Source organism: Gordonia sp. N1V (assembly GCF_029269935.1).
GTDB lineage: Bacteria > Actinomycetota > Actinomycetes > Mycobacteriales > Mycobacteriaceae > Gordonia > Gordonia polyisoprenivorans.
This window is the reverse complement of the sequence record NZ_JARJDD010000017.1, coordinates 42,323-65,980: the sequence shown is the minus strand read 5'-3', so window position 1 is coordinate 65,980 and position 23,658 is coordinate 42,323. Positions and strand designations below refer to the sequence as shown.

General features: G+C 67.9%; 19 protein-coding genes. 9 read left to right on the top strand and 10 right to left on the bottom strand.

The annotated features are described in order from the left end of the window. Positions 1–10: 10 nt before the first annotated feature. The 7 genes from P3L18_RS20165 to P3L18_RS20135 form a co-directional block, all read right to left on the bottom strand. Entirely contained in the window at positions 11–1,720 is a 1,710-nt protein-coding gene (locus P3L18_RS20165) for a cytochrome c biogenesis protein ResB (RefSeq protein ID WP_276115032.1), read from the bottom strand. Then, positions 1,717–2,505, bottom strand: a complete 789-nt coding sequence (locus tag P3L18_RS20160) for a cytochrome c biogenesis CcdA family protein (RefSeq protein WP_020172251.1) — start codon at positions 2,503–2,505, stop codon at positions 1,717–1,719. The genes P3L18_RS20165 and P3L18_RS20160 overlap by 4 nt, the downstream gene beginning before the upstream one ends. Then, positions 2,502–3,179, bottom strand: a complete 678-nt coding sequence (locus tag P3L18_RS20155; protein ID WP_079928890.1) for a TlpA disulfide reductase family protein — start codon at positions 3,177–3,179, stop codon at positions 2,502–2,504. Before P3L18_RS20155 ends, P3L18_RS20160 begins: the two co-directional genes overlap by 4 nt. A gap of 127 nt (positions 3,180–3,306) precedes the next feature. Beyond that, complete coding sequence (locus tag P3L18_RS20150) at positions 3,307–3,933, bottom strand: histidine phosphatase family protein (protein ID WP_006372682.1); 627 nt, start codon at positions 3,931–3,933, stop codon at positions 3,307–3,309. Continuing rightward, on the bottom strand, positions 3,933–5,270 hold the full coding sequence (gene hemL, locus P3L18_RS20145) for a glutamate-1-semialdehyde 2,1-aminomutase (protein ID WP_020172252.1): 1,338 nt from the start codon (positions 5,268–5,270) through the stop codon (positions 3,933–3,935). The genes P3L18_RS20150 and hemL overlap by 1 nt, the downstream gene beginning before the upstream one ends. Before the next feature lie 69 nt (positions 5,271–5,339). Next, complete coding sequence (locus tag P3L18_RS20140) at positions 5,340–6,236, bottom strand: SGNH/GDSL hydrolase family protein (RefSeq protein ID WP_276115031.1); 897 nt, start codon at positions 6,234–6,236, stop codon at positions 5,340–5,342. Continuing rightward, positions 6,233–7,759, bottom strand: a complete 1,527-nt coding sequence (locus P3L18_RS20135; RefSeq protein ID WP_276115030.1) for a PucR family transcriptional regulator — start codon at positions 7,757–7,759, stop codon at positions 6,233–6,235. The genes P3L18_RS20140 and P3L18_RS20135 overlap by 4 nt, the downstream gene beginning before the upstream one ends. Positions 7,760–7,942: 183 nt before the next feature. Here P3L18_RS20135 and gabT point away from each other — a divergent pair, with 183 nt between their 5' ends. The 4 genes from gabT to P3L18_RS20115 all read left to right on the top strand — a co-directional run bounded on the left by gabT (position 7,943) and on the right by P3L18_RS20115 (position 13,544). After that, complete coding sequence (gene gabT, locus P3L18_RS20130) at positions 7,943–9,346, top strand: 4-aminobutyrate--2-oxoglutarate transaminase (RefSeq protein ID WP_276115029.1); 1,404 nt, start codon at positions 7,943–7,945, stop codon at positions 9,344–9,346. Positions 9,347–9,415: 69 nt separating this feature from the next. Then, a complete protein-coding gene (locus P3L18_RS20125; protein WP_006372687.1) occupies positions 9,416–11,374 on the top strand; it encodes a primary-amine oxidase in 1,959 nt (652 codons plus the stop codon). A gap of 49 nt (positions 11,375–11,423) precedes the next feature. Continuing rightward, the gene (locus tag P3L18_RS20120; protein WP_035728838.1) at positions 11,424–12,893 is read left to right on the top strand and encodes an NAD-dependent succinate-semialdehyde dehydrogenase; all 1,470 of its coding nucleotides are present in this window, start codon (positions 11,424–11,426) and stop codon (positions 12,891–12,893) included. Between the two features lie 72 nt (positions 12,894–12,965). Next, entirely contained in the window at positions 12,966–13,544 is a 579-nt protein-coding gene (locus tag P3L18_RS20115; protein ID WP_276115028.1) for a YdcF family protein, read from the top strand. Positions 13,545–13,763: 219 nt separating this feature from the next. On the opposite strand, the gene P3L18_RS20110 is transcribed toward P3L18_RS20115, so the two are convergent. Together P3L18_RS20110 and P3L18_RS20105 are read right to left on the bottom strand one after the other, a co-directional pair. Beyond that, complete coding sequence (locus P3L18_RS20110) at positions 13,764–14,927, bottom strand: acyl-CoA dehydrogenase (protein ID WP_079928884.1); 1,164 nt, start codon at positions 14,925–14,927, stop codon at positions 13,764–13,766. Between the two features lie 185 nt (positions 14,928–15,112). Then, positions 15,113–15,841, bottom strand: a complete 729-nt coding sequence (locus tag P3L18_RS20105; RefSeq protein ID WP_276115027.1) for a TetR/AcrR family transcriptional regulator — start codon at positions 15,839–15,841, stop codon at positions 15,113–15,115. An 80-nt stretch (positions 15,842–15,921) separates the two neighbouring features. Here P3L18_RS20105 and P3L18_RS20100 point away from each other — a divergent pair, with 80 nt between their 5' ends. Both P3L18_RS20100 and P3L18_RS20095 read left to right on the top strand, forming a co-directional pair. Further along, positions 15,922–16,470, top strand: coding sequence for a hypothetical protein (locus P3L18_RS20100; protein ID WP_276115026.1), 549 nt, complete (start codon positions 15,922–15,924; stop codon positions 16,468–16,470). Positions 16,471–16,544: 74 nt separating this feature from the next. Continuing rightward, positions 16,545–17,180, top strand: a complete 636-nt coding sequence (locus P3L18_RS20095; RefSeq protein ID WP_253193872.1) for a hypothetical protein — start codon at positions 16,545–16,547, stop codon at positions 17,178–17,180. Here the strand turns inward: P3L18_RS20095 and P3L18_RS20090 are convergent. Beyond that, complete coding sequence (locus tag P3L18_RS20090) at positions 17,143–18,843, bottom strand: AMP-binding protein (RefSeq protein WP_276115025.1); 1,701 nt, start codon at positions 18,841–18,843, stop codon at positions 17,143–17,145. The genes P3L18_RS20095 and P3L18_RS20090 overlap by 38 nt on opposite strands. 189 nt (positions 18,844–19,032) lie before the next feature. Between P3L18_RS20090 and P3L18_RS20085 the strand changes: the two genes are divergently transcribed. The 3 genes from P3L18_RS20085 (at position 19,033) to P3L18_RS20075 (ending at position 23,655) form a co-directional block, all read left to right on the top strand. Then, on the top strand, positions 19,033–19,881 hold the full coding sequence (locus P3L18_RS20085) for a LuxR C-terminal-related transcriptional regulator (RefSeq protein WP_276115024.1): 849 nt from the start codon (positions 19,033–19,035) through the stop codon (positions 19,879–19,881). Positions 19,882–20,074: 193 nt separating this feature from the next. Beyond that, on the top strand, positions 20,075–21,547 hold the full coding sequence (locus P3L18_RS20080) for a hypothetical protein (protein WP_276115023.1): 1,473 nt from the start codon (positions 20,075–20,077) through the stop codon (positions 21,545–21,547). A 53-nt stretch (positions 21,548–21,600) separates the two neighbouring features. After that, the gene (locus P3L18_RS20075) at positions 21,601–23,655 is read left to right on the top strand and encodes an acyl-CoA dehydrogenase (RefSeq protein ID WP_079928878.1); all 2,055 of its coding nucleotides are present in this window, start codon (positions 21,601–21,603) and stop codon (positions 23,653–23,655) included. The last annotated feature ends 3 nt before the right edge of the window (positions 23,656–23,658 follow it).

Here is a 23,658-nt window from a genome sequence, read left to right as displayed (position 1 = left end):
TGCGCCCATCTCAGAGTTTGCGCCACCTCGACATGCGTTTCGCCGAGCCACCGCCGGGCTCCACCAACCCGGCCGCCTGCTCCTCGAAACCCTCGCCCCAACCGGCCTGATCGGTCCGGGCGAGGCCGCCGATTTCTACTACCGTACGTCGTTTGCCGTCGGCGATGCCCGTCCGGTCCGGATCGGCCGGCACCAGCCGCACCCAGATCCGGCGTCGGCGCACCAGCAGCGACACCAGCAGACCGATCAGCATCGCCACCGCCGACACCAGCACCCAGTCCTGGGCCGGGTCGTGCGAGACCTGCACCGACACCCAACGCTGGTAGCCGTCGAAGCTGACGACGGTGCCGTCGGCCAGGGTCGTGCTGGCGCCCTTGGCGAGGTTCACCTGGGCCTGTCGTTGCAGCCTGCCCTGGTTGATGAGGCTCTGATCGAGCGAATAGGCGTTCTGCGGGAGGCCGGTGTCGAGTCCGGTGTCGCCCTTGTAGATCCGGATCGCGACCTGCGGGTCGTGCGGCACGGGCGACGACGAACTCAGCAGGGTCCCTTGGTAATCCGCGGTCGGGGCGAACAGTCCCTCGATGGCGATCTGGTTCTTGCGGCGCACGTCCTCGTCGGGGTAGAGCCCCGCCGGGGTGTCGAACCGCACCGCGCCGGAGGAGAGCATCGTCTGCAACTCGTCGGGGATGAACAGGGCGGTCTGGGTGCGCTTCTCCCCGTTGGGGAAGGTGACGGTGAACGTGGGGGCGAATCCGTTGCCGAGGACGTAGACGCGGTCGCCGGCGACCCGCAGCGGGTCGTTGACCTTCACCGACGTCTGATGCCAGTCACCGGCGGAGGTGCCGGCACCCTCGGTGTAGGACATCGTCGCGTCGTACATGTCGGGCTGACCGTTGGGCAGGAAGGTCGCCGAGAACGCGTCGACCTTGAAACAGAAGTGATTGAGGTCGGTGCCGTCGACCATCGCGCCGGCCCGGAACGAGTCGTACACCGCGGTCGAGGTGTTGCACAGGCCCTCACCGTCGGCGACGAGACTGCGGGTGCCCTCGTAGCCGTAGAGCTTGCCGAGCGCGATCGACACCAACAGGGCGAGTAGGGCGAAATGGAAGACCAGGTTGCCGAATTCGCGCAGATACCCCTTCTCCGCGGAGACCTCGACGACCTTGCCTGTTGCCGCGTCGTCGCGTGTTGCTGCGTCGTCACGGACGACGATGTTGCGTCGCCAACCCCGCAGGTTCGTCGAGACCTGCTCGGCGATCTCCTCGGGATCACCGTCGACGGTGGTGGTGAAGTGGCGCGGCAGGCGACTCAGATTGCGGGGCGCGGCAACCGGTTTGGCGCGCAGACTCTTGGCGTGCTCGATCAGCCGCGGGGTCAGGCATCCCACCAGCGAGACGAACAGCAGCACATAGATCGCGGTAAACCAGGCGCTGGAGAACACGTCGAACAGCTGCAGCTTGTCCATCCACGTGCCCAGGGTGCCGTGGTCGGAGATGTACTTGAGCGTCTTCTGCTCGTTGAGCTCGCGCTGTGGGAGCAGAGCGCCGGGGATCGCGGCGAGCGCGAGCAGGAACAGCAGCACCAGCGCGGTGCGCATCGAGGTCAGCGACCGCCACAGGTTGCGCAGCGGCCACAGCACCCGACGCAGCACCCAATGCGGGCGGCGGGGCGGGCTGGGCTGGGCCGGGCGGTCGGCGAGCGCGGTGTCGGCGCGGGTCATACCGGCAACACCTGATCGGTGATGAAGGCGTCGCGCACCCAGACGATGAACTGATCCCACAGTCCGGTGACCAGCGCGATACCGACGAGGATCAACATGACACCTCCGAAGACCTGGATGGCGCGGGCATGATTGCGCAGCCAGGCGAGGCTGCGCAACGCCCACGCCGAGGAGAACGCGAGCACCACGAACGGGATACCCAGACCCAGGCAGTACGCGATGATCAGGGTGACGCCCTTGGCGGCGGTCGCCCCCTCGGTGCCCGACGCGGTGGCGATGACCGCGGCCAGCGTCGGCCCGAGACACGGCGTCCAGCCGAGCGCGAAGACCGCACCGAGCAACGGGGCACCGACGATGTTGGACACCATCCGCGGGGCCATCCGCACCTCGTGCTGCATCATCGGGATCAGGCCGATGAAGACCAACCCCATCACGATGGTGACCACCCCGCCGATGCGTTGCAGCAGTTCGTGATTGACGATGACGGTGCTGGTGAAACCGATCACCGTCGCGGTGGCGGCGACGAAGACGACGGTGAACCCGAGGACGAACAGCAGGGCGGCCATCGCCACGCGAGAGCGACCGCGTTTGGCGGGTTCGCCGACGGTGACCGCGGGGGCCTCGGCACCGACGAGTCCGGCGAGATACGACAGATAACCCGGGACCAGCGGCACCACACACGGTGAGGCGAACGACACCATCCCGGCGACCGCCGCCGCGGCCACCCCGAGCAGCAGCGGCCCGGAGGACACCGTGTCGGCGAAGGTCTGTCCGATACCGCTCACTGGGGCACCTCGGCAGACGACGGAGCGGCAGACGCAGGGGTGGACGACGCGGGCGCCGTGGAAGTGCTTGACGCCGCGGAACCACCGGGTGCCGGGTCCTCGGCGATCACCTTGCCGACCATCGCGCCGAGTTCGTCGGCGCTGACCGCGCGCAGGAACACCGCGGCCGGACGATGCTGCCGGTCGAGCACGATCGTCGTCGGCACCACCGACGTCGGGGTGGTCAGCGCGGCCAGCGAGGCCCCGGCGAAGTCGTAGATCGACGGATACCCGACGTGGCGGTCGTCCACGAAATCCTGTGCCGATTGCCGATTGTCACGCAGATTGATGCCGAGGAAGTTGACGCCCTGGCCCTGGTATTGCTCGTAGACCTGCTCGAGGGCGGCGGCCTCACCGCGGCAGGGGCCGCACCACGAGCCCCACACATTGATCACGACGGCTTTGTCGGCGAACTCGGGATCACTGAGCGACAACGGTTTTCCGGTCGTCAGGTTCTCGCCGGAGACATCGGCGATGTGTTTGCGGTCGGCCTGGTCGTAGGTGATGACGGTCTGCCCACCGGGCGAGACGAACTGGAAGGTGTCGCCCTGCGAGACCGCGTCGTCACCGGTACCGCACGCGGTCAACGCCACGCCGAGCGCGAGCGAGACCAGCAGTGCGGCAACGATTCTCATCACTCGTGCGTTTACGACAAGTCGGACGCGGGGTCGCGAGGGGTGCCGGTGGCCTCGTTCCGACGGCGTCGGACACACGTCACGACCACCACGATCTCGCACCCTCACGCGTTCAACACTCTCCTGCTCAAGCCCCGGTCACGAGTGGATCCGACGCACCGGCCGGCTCGGAATAGATGATGTCGACGAGGGCGTCGTCGTCGTAGATGAGGCTGGTCAACGACGCGAGCGAGCACTGGCGACGACGCGGGTCGTGCCAGAGCCGCTGGCCCTCGAGGAAGCGGCGCAACGTGTACACCGGCAGCTGATGACTCACGCAGACGGCCTCGTGGCCGCGGGCGGCGTCGCGGGCCTTGTTGGCCGCGGCCAGCATCCGGTGCGCGAGCTGGATGTACGGCTCGCCCCAGGACGGGGTGAACGGGTCGCGCAGCTTGGGCCAGTGCCGCGGCTTGCGCAGCGCGCCGTCGCCGACCGAGACCTTGAGTCCCTCGAAGATGTTGTCGGCCTCGATGAGCTCGTCGTTGGTGAGGATCGGCAGGTCGTGCGCGGCGGCAATCGGTCCGGCGGTCTCCTGTGCGCGCTGCAGCGGGGAGGCGAACACGGCGGTGATGTCGTGGTCGGCCAGCGCGTCGGCGACCTTGCGGGCCTGAGCGCGACCGGTGTCGGAGAGATGGAAGCCGGGCAGCCGTCCGTAGAGGATGGCGTCGGGATTGTGCACCTCACCATGGCGCATCATGTGAACGATCGTGTGCATCAGCTCTCCCCGGGAGTGGGCGCGGTTGCCGCGGCCCGCGCAGCGGCCGGCAACGCGTCGGCAATTCGAGTGAAAGCATCCTCGTCGAGCGCCGCCGAGACAAACCAGGCCTCGAACGCGCTGGGCGGCGGGTACACACCGGCGTCCAGTAGCGCGTGGAAGAACGGCGCGAAACGCCAGGTCTGGGTTGCCTTCACGCCCGCGTAGTCGACGATGCGGGTGTCGGCGGCGCCGTCTGTGGTGAAGAACACACTGAGCAGGTTGCCGGCCTTCTGCACGCGGTGTGCCACCCCGGCGGTGTGCAGGGCGTCGGTGAGCAGGCCGGCGAGGCGGTCGGCGTTGGCGTCGAGGGCCGAGTAGACCGCCGCGTCGGCGGTCCGCAGCGTCGCCAGGCCGGCGGCGACGGCCACCGGATTACCCGACAACGTGCCCGCCTGATAGACGGGACCGGTCGGCGCGAGGCGCTCCATGACGTCGGCGCGACCGCCGAAGGCCGCGGCGGGCAGGCCGCCGCTCATCACCTTGCCGAAGGTGTAGAGGTCGGCGCCGACACCCTCGAGCCCGAACCAGCCGGCCGGGCTGACCCGGAATCCGGTCATCACCTCGTCGATGATCAGCAGGGCGCCGTGCCGGCGGGTGAGGTCACGCAGACCGGCATTGAAACCGTCGATGGGCGCGATCGCACCCATGTTGCCCGCGGCGGCCTCGGTGATCACCGCGGCGATGTCGTCACCGAATTCCTCGAAGGCCTTCGCGACGGCATCGAGGTCGTTGTAGGGCAACACGAGGGTGTCGTGGGCGGCGGCGCCGGTGACACCGGGGCTGGTCGGCAGGCCGAGGGTGGCCACACCAGAGCCGGCGTCGGCGAGCAGTGCGTCGACGTGGCCGTGGTAGCAGCCGGAGAACTTGATGATCTTGGGGCGGCCGGTGAAGCCGCGGGCCAGCCGGATCGCCGACATGGTCGCCTCGGTGCCGGAGTTGACCAACCGCACCCGCTGCACCGGGTCGACGCGGTCGATGATCTCCTCGGCCAGCTCGACCTCGGATTCGGTGGGCGCGCCGAACGACAGTCCGCCCGCGGCGGCACGCTGCACGGCCTCGACGACGGCGGGATGGGCGTGACCGAGGATCATCGGCCCCCACGACGACACCAGGTCGACGTAGGTGTTGCCGTCGACGTCGGTCAGAGTGCAGCCGGTGGCCGAGGCGATGAATCGGGGATCGCCGCCGACGGCGGAGAACGCACGCACCGGTGAGTTGACCCCACCGGGGATCGCATGTTGCGCCCGTTCGAACAGCTCACTGGACTTCACGGCGACGTCGGCGGATCTGCTCACGGCCTCCAGTGTTCCAAATGGCACCGAGTGAGAGAAATTCGGCCTGGTCAGGGCACTGCCGGGGCGTGCTCACCGCCCCAGCGCAGCCTCGATCTGCGCCGCGATGGCCTCGTGGCCGCGGGCGTTGGGATGCACCGTGATCCGCGCCGTGGTGCCCTGCTGCGGTTCGATCCAGCGCGCCGCACCCGCGCACGCGTCGTGGCCCTGCGACACCTGCGACATGTCGACGAAGGTGACGCCGGTCTTCTCGGCGGCGCGGCGCACGGCGTCGTTGAGGTCGGCCTGCAGTCCACGCAGATACGGCACGTCACCGGGCGCGACGCGCATCGCCGGGTAGCAGCCCTGCGTGGCGGGCAGAATCCACGGATAGCCCACGATGACGACGCGGGCATTCGGGGCGTGGGCGCGAATCCGGGTGAGGCCGTCGACGAGGGCCGGATAGATCTCGGCGTCGATGGGTGCGGTCAACTCCGAGCCGTAACGATCCCGGCACGGCGAACCGGTGGGGACTCCGGGGCTGTCGGCGATCGCGTCGCCGCATTTGCTGATCGCCCCGCCGAAGGTGTTCTCGTCGTTGCCGCCGAGCATCAGCGTCACCAGCCGTGTCTGTGGTCCGAGCGCGTCGAGTTGTGGTGGTATGCCGAAGTATTGGCTGGTGGTGAGGTCGGCGGTGTCGGCGCCCGAGCAACTCACGTCGGTGAGCGGCAGCCGACGTTGCGCGGCGACGAGGTGGGCGAAGTTGATCGCCGACCGCTGACACAGGAACGGCGAATCCGATTGCACCGGAAGGACTCCGGCGCCCGCGGCGTAACTGTCGCCGAGATTGACATATGCCGTCGCGGCCGGAGCGGTGCCGGTCGAACTCGGGGCCGACGACGATGGCGCAGGAGATCCGTCGTCGGCGCCGCAGCCGACCACGAGGATCAGCAGCGCCGCGAGCACCGTGGCGAGCGCCCCGCGCCTCATGCGTCGGCCCCGAGCATCATCAGCAGCAGTTCGGCGCGGGTGCGGGCATCGGCGAGGTCGATGGCGAGCATGTCCTCGACCCTCTCGATCCGGCTGCGCAGGGTGTGCCGGTGCACGCCGAGTGCGGTGGCCGCACTCCCCCAGTTGCCATTGGCCTCCAGATACGCCAGCAGACTCCGGTGCAGCGCGGTGCCCTGGAGGCGATCATGGTCGAGGATCGGCGCGAGACGCCGATCGTGGTTGTCGGCCAACGCTTGTCGCACCGGGTCGACCGCCAGCAGCGACTGTGCGTCGTCGAGGTCGACGAGTTGCCCCACCGCGGCCGAGCGACAGGCCAGGCGGGCCTGCGTCACCGATGTGGCGACGGCCGCGGCGTCGGGCGTCTCCGCCGCGTCGGCCAGGCGGATCGGCGGGCCGATCCCGCCGCGCACCGTCGCAGCGGTCGCGAGCACGCTCAGCAGGCCGATCGCCACGTCGACGGGGTCGTCGCCGCGTAGCAGGGTCGCCACCTCGGTTCCGGCCCGGTGCACGAACACCGGGCGCCACCGGCGTTCGAGTTCGTCGGTCAGGCGTGCCTGCCCCCGCTCGGCATCGGCGTCGCCGGCGAAGGTGAACACCACCGCCCGCACCGCGTCGTCGGGGCTGGCGGCGCGCCGCAACACCCGCAGCGCGGTGGGCCCGACTACTCCGTCGAGTGCCGATCCGAGCACGTCGGTTTGCAGCAGGGCCATCTCCCGACGCACCTCCTGCGGTTTGGCGTATTCGATGGCCAGCAGCGAGGTGGCGTGGCCGACGAGCATCCGGTTGACCTCGTCGAGAGGTGCCCCGACAACGCCGAGGAATCCGAATGTCCTTGTGGCCGAGCCGATCCGGGTGACCATGAAGGTGACGTCGTCGGCGACGAACACCGCGCCCGCCGACGCCGGATCGCGGGCGACGAGGGCGCGGACCCGGGCGAGATCGTTGGGGTCGGGCGGGGCGGGCGAGGACGCCACCTCGGCATGGTTGGCGTCGAGGAGCAGCACGCGACGCTCGATCGCGTCGGCGAGTTCGCCGACCACCGCGGCCGGACCACGGGCCACCGCGGCACGTGTCATGCGGGGTTGCGCGCGGGTCGCCGACACCAGGCGGGCCGAGCGGCCGGCGGCGATCTGGTCGAGCAGGGCGCGGGTGATCGCCGAGAACGGGATGTGCAGCGGAACCTCGAACAACGGAAGGCCCACGTCGTCGGCGGCACTGATCATCGCCTGCGGTATGGCGTCGAAGCCCAGGCCCACCCCGAAACCGAGGGCGGCGACCCCGACCTCATCGAGGGAGCGGACGTAGCGTTGCTGCTCGGCGGGGTCGTCGGTGAGTCGGAGTCCGGTGGTGAGCAACACCTCGCCGCCCACCATCCACTCGGCAGCAGTGAGCAGCTCGGAACTGACCGCACTGTCGATGGGGCGTTCGAGGCCCGCACCGCCGGCATGCAGCACCAATTCGAGGCTGCGTTGGGCGATCAGCCAGCGAACGGACGTCGACACCCGTTCACCGTACGCCCGGACTGGACATCGTGGAGTGTCACCGAGAAATCGGTGGACACATTGTCAGGCGCGTGAACCGGGTCACTGGGCGAACACTGATGACCAGCAGCGCCCAGTGCGGCCGCGCACTCCAGGCCCCACACAACAACAGGCCCCCACACATCGAGCACGAGGTGACACCCGATGACCGCTTCCGCCACCGAAATCGTCTACCGCCTGCCCCAGGAGCGACGGCTGGTGACCGACCTGCCGGGCCCGCGGTCGATCGAGCTGGGTGCTCGCCGATCCGCCGCGGTGGCCGCCGGGGTCAGTTCGATCCTGCCGTCCTACGCCGCCGACGGTGACGGCGGCGTCCTCGTCGACGTCGACGGGAACTCGCTGATCGACCTCGGCTCGGGTATCGCGGTGACCTCGGTCGGATCGGCCAACCCCGCGGTGGCCGCGGCCGTCGGTGACCAGGCCGCCCATCTCATCCACACCTGCTTCATGGTCGCGCCCTACGACAGCTACGTCGCGGTGGCCGAGAAGCTCAACGCGCTCACCCCCGGTGATCACGACAAGCGCACCGCCCTGTTCAACTCGGGCGCCGAGGCCGTCGAGAATGCGGTGAAGATCGCGCGGCTGGCGACCGGGCGGGACGCGGTGGTCGCCTTCGACCACGCCTATCACGGCCGCACCAATCTGACGATGGCGTTGACCGCGAAGAACATGCCGTACAAGACGCACTTCGGTCCGTTCACCCCCGAGGTGTACCGGATGCCGATGAGCTACCCGTTCCGGGACCAGTTCGGCGTGGACGGCAAAGCCGCAGCCGAACATGCGATCTCGGCGATGACGACACAGATCGGCGCCGACTCGCTCGCCGCCATCATCATCGAACCCATCCAGGGTGAGGGCGGATTCATCGTCCCCGCACCGGGATTCCTGACCACCCTGGCGCAGTGGTGCCGCGAGAACGGCGTCGTCTTCATCGCCGACGAGGTGCAGGCCGGATTCGCCCGCACCGGAACGTGGTTCGCGTGTGAGGAGGAGGGCGTCGTCCCCGATCTGATCACCATGGCCAAGGGCATCGCCGGCGGCATGCCGCTCTCGGCGGTGACCGGCCGCGCCGAACTGCTCGACGCCGTACACGCCAGCGGACTCGGCGGCACCTACGGCGGAAACCCGGTCGCGTGCGCCGCGGCTCTCGCCGCGATCGAACAGATGGAGACCCTCGATCTGGCCGGGCGCGCCCGCCACATCGGCGAGGTCATCACCTCCGTCCTCTCCGAAACGGCCGATGAACTTGCCGCACAGGGCAAGCCGGTGATCGGCGAGATCCGCGGGCGGGGCGCCATGATGGCGATCGAAATAGTACGGCCCGGCGGCGGCAACATGGGCCCCGCTCGCTCCGCTCCCGGCGGCCCGGAAGCAGACCCGGCCCTCACCAAGGCGGTCGCCGCGGCATGTCACGCCCAGGGCGTCATCGTCCTGACCTGCGGCACCTACGGCAACGTGATCCGGCTTCTGCCGCCGCTGGTGATCGGCGACGACCTGCTCCGTGAGGGCCTCGGCGTACTGAGCGACGCCATCAAGTCCCTCGTCTGATCGCCCCGCCTGATCGACCCCGCCCCAACCGTCCACTTCCGAAAACCGCTGCGAGACAAAGGACACCGTATGCACCCGCTCGATCCACTCTCCGCCGACGAATTCCGGGCCGTCTCCGCGGTTCTCTCGCGCGAGCAGGGCGTCGGCGACGGATGGCGGTACGCCTCCATCGAACTCGCCGAGCCGGGTAAGGCCGAGCTCGCCGCGTACGAGGCCGACGGCACCGTCCCCGCACGACGGGCGATCGTCATCTGTCTCAACAGTTCCGAGAACCTGACATACAAGTCGGTGGTACGCCTCACCGATGAGACCGTCGAATCGTTCGATCTGGTCCCGGACGTGCAGGCGAACTTCACCGTCGACGAGTTCGAGGAATGCGATCGGGTGTTGCGGGCACACCCGGAGGTGCAGGCGGCTCTCGCGCGACGCGGGATCACCGATCTCGACCTGGTCTTCATGGACACCTGGACCTACGGCGGCGCGCTGATCCCCGAGGAGTTCAAGGGGCGGCGTCTGGGCTGGTCGGACACCTGGGTGAAGAACGCCGAGGGCGCCAATCCGTACGCGAATCCCGTGTCGGGGCTGCACTGTGTGATCGACGTGAACACGATGGAGTTGCTGCGCATAGAAGATACGGCCGCCGGGAGTGGGGCAGATGGCTCGGGTGGCTTCGAGCGTCCGCAGGTGATGGGCGAGTATGTGCCGCGCCATATCCCGCAACGCATCCGCGACACCTTCAAGCGCCCGCCACTCAAGCCTCTGGAGATCACCCAGCCCGAGGGTCCGTCGTTCACTCTCGAGGGCAACCGGCTGACGTGGCAGAACTGGTCGCTGCGAGTGGGTTTCAACTACCGGGAGGGCATGACCCTGCATTCGGTGACCTACAACGATGCCGGGCGCGAGCGGTCGGTGGCGCATCGCATGTCGTTCGCCGAGATGGTGGTGCCCTACCGCGACCACTGCGAGGACCATTACCGCCGTACCGCTTTCGACATCGGCGAGTGGGGTCTGGGCTTCATGACGACCTCGCTGGAACTCGGCTGCGACTGCCTCGGCGAGATCCGTTACCTCGATGCGGTGCTGCACAACAGCGCCGGTGAGCCCTACACCATCACCAACGCCATCTGCATCCACGAGGAGGACAACGCCGTCCTCTGGAAGCATGTCGATCACGATGCCGGGGCCGAGGTCCGGCGTATGCGGCGACTCACGGTCAGTTTCCATGTGACCGTGGCCAATTACGAATACCTGGTGTACTGGCGGTTCTATCAGGACGGCAACATCGAGTGCGAGGTCCGCGCCACCGGCATCATGGTGACCACACCGATGCCGCCCGGGGTGACCAGCAATCCGCACGGCACCGTCATCGACGATCGCACGTATGCACCATTCCACCAGCACTTCCTCGTCGCGCGGCTCGACCTCGACATCGATGGCCCCGACAACACCGTGTTCGCCTCGGAGACCGTCGCCGAGCCGATGGGTCCGGGAAATCCGCTCGGACTGTCGCTGACGCAACGCAATACGGCACTGCGCACCGAGAGCGAGGGCATGCAGGACCCGGACTTCGCGACGCAGAAGAGCTGGAAGATCGTCAACACCAACCGCACCACCGAGCTCGGTCACCATCCGGCCTACAAGCTGTCCCCGACCGGCGCGTTCCCGGCGATGTTCGACCCCGCCTCGCCGGTCTTCCAGCGCGCCACCGTCATCGGCCACACCCTCTGGGTGACACCGAACAATGCCGACGAGCGTTGGCCTGCAGGTGAATTCGTCAACCAGTCCGAGCGCGACACGGGTTTGGCGGAGTGGACCAAGAACAACCGGTCGATCGAGAACACCGACGTCGTCCTGTGGTATGTGTTCGGCATCCACCACATCACCCGTCCCGAGGACTGGCCGGTCATGCCTGCCGACGTGGTCTCGTTCTGGCTCAAGCCTTTCGGATTCTTCGACCGCAACCCGGCACTCGACGTCGAACCGTCACCGTCGGCGCACTGTCACGCATCGAACGCCGAGCACCACTGAATCGGCGAACAACACCGAACCACCGAGCATCGCAGCGAGAGGACCTTTCATGAGCACCACCGAGATCATCGACACCCAGGCCGTTCTCGACGGCGTACCCACCGGTTTGTGGATCGGCGGCGAGTCGGTCGACGCGTCGGACGCGGGTACGTTCACCGTCTACGATCCGGCAACGGAGCAACCGTTGACCCAGGTTGCCGACGCCACCGTCGAGGACGCGCGTCGCGCCCTGGACGTCGCAACCTCGGTCGCCGATGACTGGGCGGCGACCCCGGCCCGCGAGCGCGGTGAGATCCTGCGTCGCGCTTTCGGTCTCGTCGCCGACCGCACCGACGATCTCGCGATGCTGATGACCCTCGAACTCGGACGCGCCCTGCCCGACAGCCTGGCCGAGGCGCGCTACGGCAACGAGTTCCTGCGGTGGTTCGCCGAGGAGGCGGTACGCATCGACGGCAGGTTCACCCAGTCTCCGGCGGGGACCGGCCGGATCGTCGTGACCCACGCCCCGGTCGGCCCGTGCCTGGCGATCACACCGTGGAATTTCCCGCTGGCCATGGGCACGCGCAAGATCGGTCCCGCGCTGGCCGCGGGCAACGTGATGCTGGTCAAGCCGGCCCACGAGACGCCGTTGACGATGCTGGCGCTCGCCGAGATCTTCGCCGAGGCCGGACTTCCCGCGGGCGTGCTGTCGGTGCTCCCGACGATGCGGGCGCGGGAGGTGGCATCGGCGATCATCGGCGACGACCGGATTCGCAAGATCAGCTTCACCGGCTCGACCCCGGTCGGCAAGAACCTGCTCGGCCAGGCCGCCGAGCGGGTGCAGCGCACGTCGATGGAACTCGGCGGCAACGCGCCGTTCGTCGTATTCGATGACGCCGACGTCGACAAGGCCGTCGAGGGCGCCTTCCTGGCCAAGATGCGCAACGGTGGCGAAGCGTGCACCGCGGCCAATCGCTTTCTGGTGCAGTCCGGTGTGGTCGAGGAGTTCACCGAGAAGCTCGTCGAGAAGATGTCGGCGGTTCGGATCGGACCGGGGTACGACGACGGCGTGACCCTCGGTCCGCTGGTCAGCGCGGCGCAGCGCGACAAGGTCGCCGAGGCCGTGGAGACCGCCGTCGCGCACGGCGGCCGGGTTCGCCTGGGCGGCAAGGCCCCCGGCGGAAAGGGCTTCTTCTACCCGGCCACCGTCATCGACAACGTCGACGCGTACGCACCGGTCACCCGCGGCGAGATCTTCGGCCCGGTGGCCGTGATCAGTTCCTTCGACTCCGAGGACGAGGCGATCAAGGCCGCCAACTCCACCGAATTCGGTTTGGCCGCATACTTCTTCACCCGAGACCTGGATCGGGCGCTGCGCGTGTCGACGGCGCTGGACTCCGGGATGGTGGGTGTGAATCGCGGTGTGATCTCCGACGTCGCCGCACCGTTCGGCGGCGTCAAGGAGTCCGGTATCGGCCGCGAAGGCGGCTCGGAGGGCATCGAGGAGTACCTGACGGTCAAGTACATCGCCTTCACCTGATCCGCGCGAAGTGACCATTCGAGGCCAACGAGACAATTAGTACAGCTAATAGTCTGCGCTATGCTACATCGCATGCGGCTTCGGGTGGTGGCATCAATCGTGGTAGTGGTTCTCGCGGTGACCGTCGGCGGCCTGGTGTCGTCGCCGGCCCGCGCGGACAACGGTTCGTCGGATTGGGGCAGCTCGGGTCTGGGCAGCTCGGATCTGCTCTCCCCCACCAGCCTGTTCTTGTGGCAGAGTCCGCCGACGCGCTACATCGTCGTCCTGGGCGCCAAGATGGGAACCTTCGGTCAGACGCCGACGATCCTGAACGAGCGCCTCGACACCGGCGCGGCCTTGGCCCGGTCGCATCCGTTCAATCGGGTCATCGTCTCCGGCGGCGATACCTGGTGGCTGCCGGTGTCGGAGGCGCAGTTCATGAATCTCGGGCTGATGAGGCGGGGTGTGCCGATGTGGCAGATGGTCAACGAGGGCCGTTCCACCGACACCGTGGAGAACGCCACCTACACCGTCGCCATGCTCAAGGCCATGGGCGCCACCGGGGCTCTCATCGTCACCAACGCGTTCCACATGCCCAGGGCCATGGGCGATTTCCGGGCGGCCGCGGCCAAACAGCACGCCGCTCTACAATTCCGGCCGAGCTACGCCTGATCGTCTTTCGCCGACCGGGCGCTCACACCCGTCGATTGGGCGCTCCGGCGTCGTCGAAGAACAGTCCGCTCGAACTCTCCTGCGGCGACTTCGAGCTCAACCAGGAGACAGCGTCCGCCCACACGCCGACAGCGCCCGGCAAAGCGCTATCACAGCGCAGATGGGCGCTGTCGGCGTTTCTGGCGGGCGCTGTCGACGGTCCGGCGGGCTGGGACGGGCTCAGCGCAGCAGTGCGCGACTCATCACGACGCGCTGAATCTGGTTGGTGCCCTCGTAGATCTGGGTGATCTTGGCGTCGCGCATCATCCGCTCGACCGGGAAGTCACGGGTGTAGCCGGCACCTCCGAAGAGCTGCACGGCGTCGGTGGTGACCTCCATGGCGACGTCGGAGGCGAAGCACTTCGACGCCGAGCTGATGAAGCCGAGGTTCTTCTCGCCACGCTCGGCGCGAGCGGCGGAGGTGTAAACCATCAGCCGGGCGGCCTCGACCTTCATCGCCATGTCGGCGATCATGAACTCCACACCCTGGAACGAGCTGATCGGCTTGCCGAACTGCTTGCGGTCCTTGACGTAGGCGATGGCCTTGTCGAGCGCACCCTGCGCGATGCCGACGGCCTGCGCACCGATGGTCGGGCGGGTGTGGTCGAGGGTCTGCAGCGCGGTCTTGAAGCCGGTGCCCTCGTCACCGATGATCCGATCCTCGGGAATGGTGCAGTCCTCGAAATACAGTTCGGCAGTGGGTGATCCCTTGATGCCGAGCTTCTTCTCCAGCGGGCCGACGGTGAAGCCCGGGTCGTCCTCGTGGACCATGAACGCCGAGATGCCGTTGGCCTTCTTCTCGGGGTCGGTGACCGCCATGACGGTGTACCAGGATGACTTGCCGCCGTTGGTGATCCAGCACTTGGAGCCGTTGAGCACCCAGTTGCTGCCGTCCTTGCGGGCGCGGGTCTTCATCGACGCCGCATCCGAACCGGCCTCACGCTCGGAGAGGGCGTAGGACGCCATCGCCTCACCGGAGGCGATCGACGGCAACACCTTTGCCTTGAGTTCGTCGGAACCGTTGAGGATCAGACCCATGGTGCCGAGCTTGTTGACGGCCGGGATCAGCGACGACGACGCACACACGCGCGCAACCTCTTCGATCACGATGCAGGCGGCGACCGAGTCGGCACCCTGTCCGTCGTACTCCTCGGGAACGTGGATCGCGTTGAATCCGCTGGCGACGAGCGCGTCGAGGGCTTCCTGCGGGAAGCGCGCGTTCTCGTCGACGTCGGCGGCGTGCGGTTCGATCTCCTTCTCGGCGAGCGCACGGATCGCCTCGCGGAGCGCGACGTGCTCCTCGGGCAATTCGAAGACGTTGAATCCGGGGTTTCCAAAGGCCATGGGGGCTCCTCCTCGATGCGCGCGGAGTGCTGCGCGGCGGTGATCGATGCTCGTCGGGGTACCGGTCGCGCGACGGATGCGGGCACCACAGACGACGACACTGAGTGCCAGGATACCCCTTCGGTGATGGAAATGTCGACACTACGTGCCACCCGTGTGGGCACACCGGCGTCGGTAGCGCGCCGTCAGGTCCGGCGAGATCGCTGGGCCCGGATCTCCTCGGCGACGGCACGGGCGATCTGATCGGCGCCCGCGTCGATCGGGTGGGTGACGACGGTGATCGCGGTACCGGCACCGTCGTCGCCGCCATCGTCGGCACCCAGTGCCAGCCGGATGCGTCGGAGTTCGGTACGAAGCGTGCTCACCGTGGCGTCGGCGTCGCCGCGGATCATCGACCGCAGCAGGTAGTTGTGCACCGAGGTCACCGCGGCGGCGAAGGCGACGATGCGCTCGGGCGACTCGTCGGGAAGGCGTCGGCGCAGGAACTCCTCGAAGACGCGCTGGTAGCGATAGGTGGTGACGAGCTCGCGGTCGCGCAGTGCCGGTACCCGGGTGACCACGCGGAGCCGTCGGACGGCAAGGTCCCGGGTGGCGAGGAAGTGCGTGAAGACGATCTCGGCGGCGTCGCAGACGTCCGTCCACGGGTCCGGGCCGTCCACCGATTCGTCCAGCGCGAACTCGTCGGCGCCGAGACGCTCGGCAACCTGGGCGATCAGAGCCTCGTGATCGGCGAAGATCATGTCTTCCTTGGAGCGGAACTGGCGGAACAGCGTGCGTCGCGAGACCCCGGCGTCCGCGGCGATCTGATCGACGGTCGTCGACTCGTACCCGTACTCGCTAAAGAGCCGGATCGATGCCGCGACGACCTGGGTGCGCAGATCGACCGGATCGACCGTGGTGTCACTCGGTGCCATCGGTCCAGTATGGCGCGCGATGCCGCCCGCGCGACAGTCGACGGCTTGCGGCAGCGGAAGCCACCGGTACAATCTTTCCCATGTCGAATCCTGAGTTCGTCGTAAAGAATCCCGGGCACTGGGGTACGCCGACGACCCCGGCCCACCCGTCGACCATGGCGCCGCCCACCTTTCACGCGACGATTCCAGTGGACTCCCAGGTGCGCCGGCGCTTGACACGGGCGACGTTGCTGACCCGGACCCGCTGCAACCTCCTGGCGGGCCTGGCGTTCGCGATGCTGATCGTGCTGATCGGCCTCGCCCTCGCCCTCGCACTCCCGCCTTCGTCGAACCCGCTGGGATTTGCACCCATACTCGTCGTGGCCATCGTCATCGTGCTCCTGGGGCCGGGGGCGAGGTGGCGGCGAGTGCTCCCCGATGGTTCCGCGCTGTCGTCGGAGATCACGCACAGCCGGATACTCGTGGACTATGCGGGCCTGATCAACGGCGTGGACATGACACAGATCAGCGACGTCACCTATCGCTGCGGCATCGTCGTGCTGCGCACCGGCCGCGGACTTCGGTTGACCGTGCCGGCGGAGTTGCTGCCACCGCATCTGGCTACGCAGTGGGCTTCCGGCGCCCGGTGAGGTCGGGCGCGGCAGGGTCATTCGGACCGCCGACCGGGGCGGCTTTTCGGGGCGGAATGCGGTCCAATCGTGATGTGGCCTACCAGTTCTCACCGTCGTCGTCCTCGCCGCCGCTCTCACCGACCGCACCCCCGCCGTACGTGGGGGCCGGACCCGACGGGGTGCTGCGCGCAGAACTGATCGCCGACGACGCACTCGGTCCCCGACTGTGCCGGGGCGCCCTGCTCACGCCGGGATGGATGCTGCGGCAATCATTGCCCGCCGCCGTCGGCGCGCTCGTCGCCGCAGTCGCCGCATCCTCCACCGACTCCCGGCCGCCGGCGGTGGTCACGGTGGTCGTGGTCCTCGGCCTGTTCCTGCTCGCCCAGGCCACGATGCTCACGCTGGGCATCGCGCTGGGCCAACGCCGGATGCGTCGGATCATGCCCGCCGGGACACCGGTCGGCGCGGAGTTCACCCCCGTTGTGGATCGGGCACCGGGTGGGAGCGACCTACTCGCAGATTCAGCTCGAACGGTTCGATCGGGTCGTGGTCAACTCGCGGGTGGTGCTGCTCTGCACGGGCCGGCGCACCGTCGTGCTGTTACCGCGGGAACTGGTGCCACCGCAGGTGATCGCCGATTACCGGGCCCGTTACCTGCGACGTGGATTCCGGCGCCGATGACCGCGATGCTCAGTCGTGCTGGGCGTCCTGACGCAACTCGAACTTGAGGACCTTGCCGGTGGAGGTGCGCGGTAGCTCGTCGGCGAAGACGATGTCGCGCGGCACCTTGTAGCCGGCCAGCAGGGTCCGGGCGTGCTCGATGAGCTCCTCGGCGCTCAGTTGCGCCCCGGGAGTGAGCAGGACGTAGGCGCGCGGGCGCTCACCCCACTTCTCGTCGGGGACGCCGATGACGGCGACGTCGAGGACCGAATCATGGCTCACCAGAGCCTGTTCGACCTCGATGGTGGAGATGTTCTCGCCGCCGGAGATGATGATGTCCTTGGCTCGATCGCGCAGCTGGATGTACCCGTCGGGATGCATCACCCCGAGATCGCCGGTGTGAAACCAGCCGCCGGCGAACGCCTCTCGGGTTGCGGCCGGATCCCGGAAGTAGCCGGCCATCACGTTGTTGCCGCGTAACACGATCTCGCCCATGGTTTCTCCGTCGGCGGGTACGTCGACGAGCGGCAGGACATCACGTTTGACGACGCGCGCCGCCTCGGCCTGCACCATGCCGACGCCTTGTCGGGAGAGTTTGGCCGCGCGCGCATCGGCGGGCAATTCGGCCCAGGCGTCCTGGAATTCGCAGATCGTGTACGGGCCGTAGACCTCGGTGAGGCCGTAGACGTGGACCACGGTGATACCGAGCGCCTCGAGCTGACCGATGACGGTCGGGCTCGGTGGCGCACCCGCGGTGGTGATGTGCAGGGGCCGGTCGAGGCGATGTGCGCGAGGCGATCCCGCGATCGTCGTACACACCGTGGGTGCCCCGCACAGGTGGGTGATGCCGAGATCGTCGATCGCGTCCCACACGGCGTCGGCACGGACCGCACGCAGACACACGTGGGTCGCCGATGCCTGGGTGACCGCCCACGGGGTGCACCAGCCGTTGCAGTGGAACATCGGCAGCGTCCACAGATAGCGGCTGTGGCCGGTGAACTGGTTGTGGAAGGTCTCGCCGAAGGAGTTCAGGTATGCCCCGCGGTGGGTGTACATGACGCCCTTGGGCTTTCCGGTGGTCCCCGAGGTGTAGTTGATGGTGATGACGGTGTCCTCGTCGTCGACGGTCCACGGGATGGGGTCCTGCTCGACGTCGGGACCGTCGGCGAGGGCCAGGAAATCGGCATAGGTCTGCAGGCCGGTGATCCCCGACGCGCCTACATCGCCCATCGTCGGACCGAATTCGGGGTCGGTGATCTCGACGGTGGTGGCCACCTCGGGGACCTCGTCGGCGATGAGCGAAACGGTGTGCCGGAATTCGGCGTCGAAGAACAGCGTGGTGACGCCCGCGTGATTGAGGATGTAGACCAGTTCGGGTCCGGCCAGGCGGGAGTTGAGCGCGACGAGCACACCGCCGGCCAGCGGGACCGCGTAGTGCGCGACGAGCATCTCCGGGATGTTGGGTGCGAGATAGGCGATCCGCTCACCGCGCGCGATCCGGCTCTTGAGAACCCGGGCGAGGCGCTGCACCTCGTCGGCGAACTCCGCGTAACTCGCGCGACGATCCCCGTAGATGATCGCGGTGCGGTCGCCGAACACCGTTGCGCTGCGTTCAAGGAATCGCAGCGGACTCAGTTCGGACCGGTTGGCGCTGCCACAATCGATCCGGCCGAAGTCGGCGTCGAGCGCCAGGGCCTCGGCAAGGGTCGTATCGGTGTCCGAGACAGACATCGTCTCCTCCAGATCGTCGTGCCGCGGCCGATGCGAACACGGGTGAGGGCCGCGACGTTTGTCGTCCTCCGAGCGTATGGATCACACTAGTGCCGGTACCACCCCCGAAAGTAGGTGGTTTCGGCCCCGATGGCGATGTCGGGCCGACACGTACCGGTGGCAAAGACAAGGGGCGAGGAGGAGAGGACCATGGTCACCGATCCGCGGCGTCCCGACGACGCCGATGCGGTGCGCGCCGAGTTGCGCGGGGTGCATCGGACGACGGGCCTGCCGGTGCTGTTCGGCGGGCTCGTGGACGGTCCGGGCGCGCTGCTGTCGGGTTTCGTCGGGACCCGCACCGCGCTGCTGCGTGATCTCCTGATCGGTTCCGACCGTGGGCTCGGCGGACGGACCATCGTCGAGCGCCGCCCCGGCGCCGTCGCCGACTACTTCCACTCCACCGAGATCACCCACGACTACGACCGCGAGGTGTCCGGGGAGGGCATCGAATCCCTGGTGGCCGCTCCCGCGGTGGTCGGCGGGCGCACCCGGGCGGTGCTCTACGGCGGGCTGCGCGCACCCGAGCGCATCGGGGATCGGATCGTCGCACGGGTCGCGGTGGGCGCTCGCCGACTCGCACACGAGATCGAGGTCCGTGACGACGTCGATCGTCGCGTGAAACAGATTGAGACACAGTGCGATCCGACGACGGTGCCGGCGTCGGTGGCCGATGGGATCATCGAAAGTTATCTGGCGCTGCGGGAGATCGCGGACACCACCACCGATCCCGCACTGGCCGAACGGTTGCGTGGCGTCGAGAGGCGTCTACGCGGGCTGGGATCAGGGGCCGAATCGAGCAGGGCGGTCTCGTTGTCGACCCGCGAGACCGACGTGTTGGCGCACCTCGCACTCGGCTGCAGCAATGCCGAGATCGCCGATCGGTTGTCGTTGCGGCCGGAGACGATCAAGGGGTACGTGGGCAATCTGATGCGCAAACTCGAAGTACACAATCGTCGCGAAGCGGTGGTGCGGGCGCGGCGAATCGGCTTGCTGCCCTGAGGCAGCCGTCGACGCACTTCGGCATCGGCGACGACTGTCGGTTTCCTGGCAATGTGGCCCCGGGGGTGGCCGGAACCGGCTGTATGTGCCTACGGTGCGAGGAGGCCGGGGAAGGCACGAGGGGGCACACGTGGGGTACACATCCGCGGCCGAGGATCGATCGGGGCGGGCGGCCGGGCGCATACTGGCGGCGGTGTCAACGGCACTGATCGGAGCGGGAATCGCTTCCGCGGCAACGTATGTTCCGCCGCCCACACCGACCGCCGAAGCGACTCCCGAGGCGTCGACCGTCGCGATTCGACTGACCGCGGACTCGGTGGCGAACATTCCGGCGAACCTGGCGCAGACGATCGCCAACATGGCGGCCTACGAGTATCAGGGCGTGAACCTGACCACTGCGGCACTGGAGGATTCGGGCAACTGGTGGCTCTACATCCCCACCAACGTCGTCGGATTCGACGAGCAGGACAAAGAGAAGCTCAGGGGTATGACCCTGATGATGGTGCCGATTCCGTTGGTGGCACAGGCGAATTACGATCAATGGTGGCTGTCGCTGGCGGCGTTCGCGCCGATGACCCCGGACTGTACGGGCATTCCGGGCCCCTGCTCGAACGTCTTCTATTTCACCCAATATGGGCAGGTTCCGACGTGGCGGCTGGTTCTCGGGTACACCTTTCCCACGATCCGCAACACCATCGACCCGACGGATCAGACATACACGACCGCAGACGGCCGGGTCGTCGACATCCAACCGGACTGGTCGGGCAAAACGTACCGCCTCGATCCGTTCGGGCCGTGGAAGGCCATCTGGCAGACCCTCACCCAGACCCCGACCGGCTACGTCGCGGCGCCGTCGGGTAGCCAATGGGCCACGGCGTTGACCGCGCTGGGCGCGGCAACCTGGGAGTCGCTCGACCCGATGGTGCCGGGCACCTACTGCCTGCCCTGCCAGATCGGCGGCGCCGCGATCGGCGCGCCGGACTCGCTTCCGAAGATCTACCTGTTCGGCAGGTACTACACGTTGTTCGACTTCGGGCAGCCGCTCACCGCGCACGACTGGGTGACCAATCGCCCCGACTACGACGAGGCGACGCGCCCGGATCATGCGGTCACCTACAACATCTGGACCAAACAGTCCCAGCAACAGATCGGTGCCGACCTCGCCGCGGCCACCACTCCGCAGGCGTTGCGGGCCAGTGTCGCGCAGTTCGACGCGACCCTGCAGGCGGTGCGCGTCCAGCTCGGGGAGAACATCGCCGCCAACATCAAGGGACTCGAGCAGGCCCTTCCGGTGGCCGCGGGGTCGGGACGGCAACTGCTCGACTCGATCGCCGATTCGTTTGCGCCACAGCCACCTGCGCGCACGTCGGCCACACAGGTCACGGTGAGCGCCGACCGGGCACTGCACGGTACCGGTGCCCCGACCACACCCGCCCGGGCCGCCGCCCGGCCTTCGGCTGTCCCGACTCCTGCGGCGAGCGACCCGGCCACCATTCCCGGGCAGGTGGCCGCCGACCTCGCCCGCGGGACACCCGCGGCGGCGGTGACCACCGTCGTCGACGGCGTCCGCGCGGCGTTGCGCCCGCCTGCCACACCCGGTGGCGCAGGCGGCAGGCATCGGATGCCGGAACCGGTCGCGCGACCGGCGCACGCCGTCGGCGCGTGAGATCGCACACCAAACCACCCATCTCGGCCGCGCGGGGTCCGTACCGTGGAGCCATGTCCACACCCACGCAATCGCCGACCGCGAACCCCGACGACACCACAAGCAGTCGCAGCACCGCGGCGTCGACGGACGTCGACGTCACGGGCCGTGAGGAATCGACCGAACTCGATCAGGCGACCCGCGAGTTGCTCGTCGATGGCCTGCGACGCACGCTCGACGGCCGTTGGCGCGCCACCCGCGACAGTGTGCGCGAACGCGCCAACCGTTCCGACCTGCTACCCGACCCGTCGCACACCCTCGACGAGGCACGCGCCCGCGTGCTCGAGGAGATGCGCGAACTGTCCTCGCAGGGATTCGCGGCGGCCGGTTTCGCGAGCGATCACGGCGGCACCGGTGACGTGGGCGCGTCGATCACCGCCATCGAGATGCTCGGCTACGCCGATCTGTCGCTGATGGTGAAGGCCGGCGTGCAATGGGGACTGTTCGGCGGGGCCGTGGAGAACCTCGGCACCAAACGCCACCACGACAAGTACGTCTCCGACATCATCAGCCTCGATCTGCTCGGCTGCTTCGCGATGACCGAGACCGGCCACGGCTCGAACGTGCAGGCGTTGGAGACGACCGCCACCTACGACCCGCAGACGCAGGAGTTCGTCATCGACTCCCCCACCCCGTCGGCGCGCAAGGACTACATCGGCGGTGCCGCGCAGCACGCGCGGGTGGCCGCGGTCTTCGCCCAGCTGATCACCGCCGGGCCGGGCCAGGAGCCGGAAAGCCACGGGGTGCACTGCTTTGTGGTGCCGATCCGCGACGACAACGGTGACGACCTGCCGGGTGTGACGACCAGCGACTGCGGTTACAAGGGCGGACTGGCCGGCGTCGACAACGGCCGAATCCTGTTCGACCACGTCCGGATTCCTGCGGAGAACCTCCTCAACCGCTATGCCGACGTCGAGGCCGACGGCACCTACCGCTCCCCCATCGAGAACCCGAATCGGCGGTTCTTCACCATGCTCGGCACCCTGATCCGGGGTCGGGTCTCGGTGGCGGCGACCGCAGGTGCGGCCGGACGCAAGGCGCTGGCGCTCGCCACGAAGTACGGGACGGTCCGCAAACAGTTCGAGGCACCCGGCGCCGACGACGAGATCACCGTGCTCGACTATCTGGGCCATCAGCGAAAACTGTTGCCGCTCATCGCGAAATCGTATGCCATCACGTGCACACAGAACGAGCTGGTCGCCGAGCTGCACGAGGTGCAATCGGCCGCACCCGACGATTCCGATGCCGGACGTCAGCGCCAGCTCGAGAGTTCGGCGGCCGGGTTGAAGGCCTACGGCACCTGGCACGCATCGCACGCGATCAACGTCAGCCGCGAAGCCTGCGGCGGCGCAGGCTATCTCGACGAGAACCAGCTCTCGATCATGCGTGGTGACATCGACGTGTTCACCACCTTCGAGGGTGACAACACCGTCCTCACCCAGCTGGTCGCCAAGGAGTTGCTCTCCGCCTACGCCGACGACGTGCAGGGTCTCTCGGCCGGCGGGTGGGTGCGATTCATCGCCGGTATGGCGCGCGATGTCGTCGTCGAGAAAACCGCTGCGCGACAGGTGATCCAAACCCTGTTGGAGAGCTCCGACGAGGACACCGAGAAGTCGACGCTGACCGATCGCGGCACGCAGATCCGCTTGTTCCGCAACCGTGAAGACCACCTCGTCCGCACCTGTGCGCAGCGGTTACGGCGGGCCACCGACGACGACAACGACGCCTTCGAGGTGTTCAACAACGCCCAGGATCATCTGCTGAAGGTCGGCCGGGTACACACCGAGCGAGTGGTGCTCGAATCGTTCATCGAGGCGATCAACGACTGCGACTCGAAAGCCGCCGCCGAACTGCTCGGCAAGGTCTGCGATCTGTTCGTCTACTCGGCGCTCGAGGACGACCTGGCATGGTTCCTGATGCACCGGCACGTGTCGGTGGAGCGCGCCAAGGCGATCCGGCGCGGCGTCAACGAACTGTGTCTTGAATTGCGGCCCTACGCAGACGTTCTCGTCGATGCCTTCGGCATCCCGGAGAACCTCCTGGTGGCGCCGATGATCGAGAACGGGTAGTAC

Bases quoted from the DNA above. Each gene is read 5' to 3' on its own strand.
- P3L18_RS20165 (WP_276115032.1), bottom strand. From the start codon at position 1,720: ATGACCCGCGCCGACACCGCGCTCGCCGACCGCCCGGCCCAGCCCAGC.
- P3L18_RS20155 (WP_079928890.1), bottom strand. From the start codon at position 3,179: ATGAGAATCGTTGCCGCACTGCTGGTCTCGCTCGCGCTCGGCGTGGCG.
- P3L18_RS20150 (WP_006372682.1), bottom strand. From the start codon at position 3,933: ATGCACACGATCGTTCACATGATGCGCCATGGTGAGGTGCACAATCCC.
- P3L18_RS20140 (WP_276115031.1), bottom strand. From the start codon at position 6,236: ATGAGGCGCGGGGCGCTCGCCACGGTGCTCGCGGCGCTGCTGATCCTC.
- gabT (WP_276115029.1), top strand. From the start codon at position 7,943: ATGACCGCTTCCGCCACCGAAATCGTCTACCGCCTGCCCCAGGAGCGA.
- P3L18_RS20125 (WP_006372687.1), top strand. From the start codon at position 9,416: ATGCACCCGCTCGATCCACTCTCCGCCGACGAATTCCGGGCCGTCTCC.
- P3L18_RS20120 (WP_035728838.1), top strand. From the start codon at position 11,424: ATGAGCACCACCGAGATCATCGACACCCAGGCCGTTCTCGACGGCGTA.
- P3L18_RS20115 (WP_276115028.1), top strand. From the start codon at position 12,966: ATGCGGCTTCGGGTGGTGGCATCAATCGTGGTAGTGGTTCTCGCGGTG.
- P3L18_RS20110 (WP_079928884.1), bottom strand. From the start codon at position 14,927: ATGGCCTTTGGAAACCCCGGATTCAACGTCTTCGAATTGCCCGAGGAG.
- P3L18_RS20105 (WP_276115027.1), bottom strand. From the start codon at position 15,841: ATGGCACCGAGTGACACCACGGTCGATCCGGTCGATCTGCGCACCCAG.
- P3L18_RS20100 (WP_276115026.1), top strand. From the start codon at position 15,922: ATGTCGAATCCTGAGTTCGTCGTAAAGAATCCCGGGCACTGGGGTACG.
- P3L18_RS20090 (WP_276115025.1), bottom strand. From the start codon at position 18,843: ATGTCTGTCTCGGACACCGATACGACCCTTGCCGAGGCCCTGGCGCTC.
- P3L18_RS20085 (WP_276115024.1), top strand. From the start codon at position 19,033: ATGGTCACCGATCCGCGGCGTCCCGACGACGCCGATGCGGTGCGCGCC.
- P3L18_RS20075 (WP_079928878.1), top strand. From the start codon at position 21,601: ATGTCCACACCCACGCAATCGCCGACCGCGAACCCCGACGACACCACA.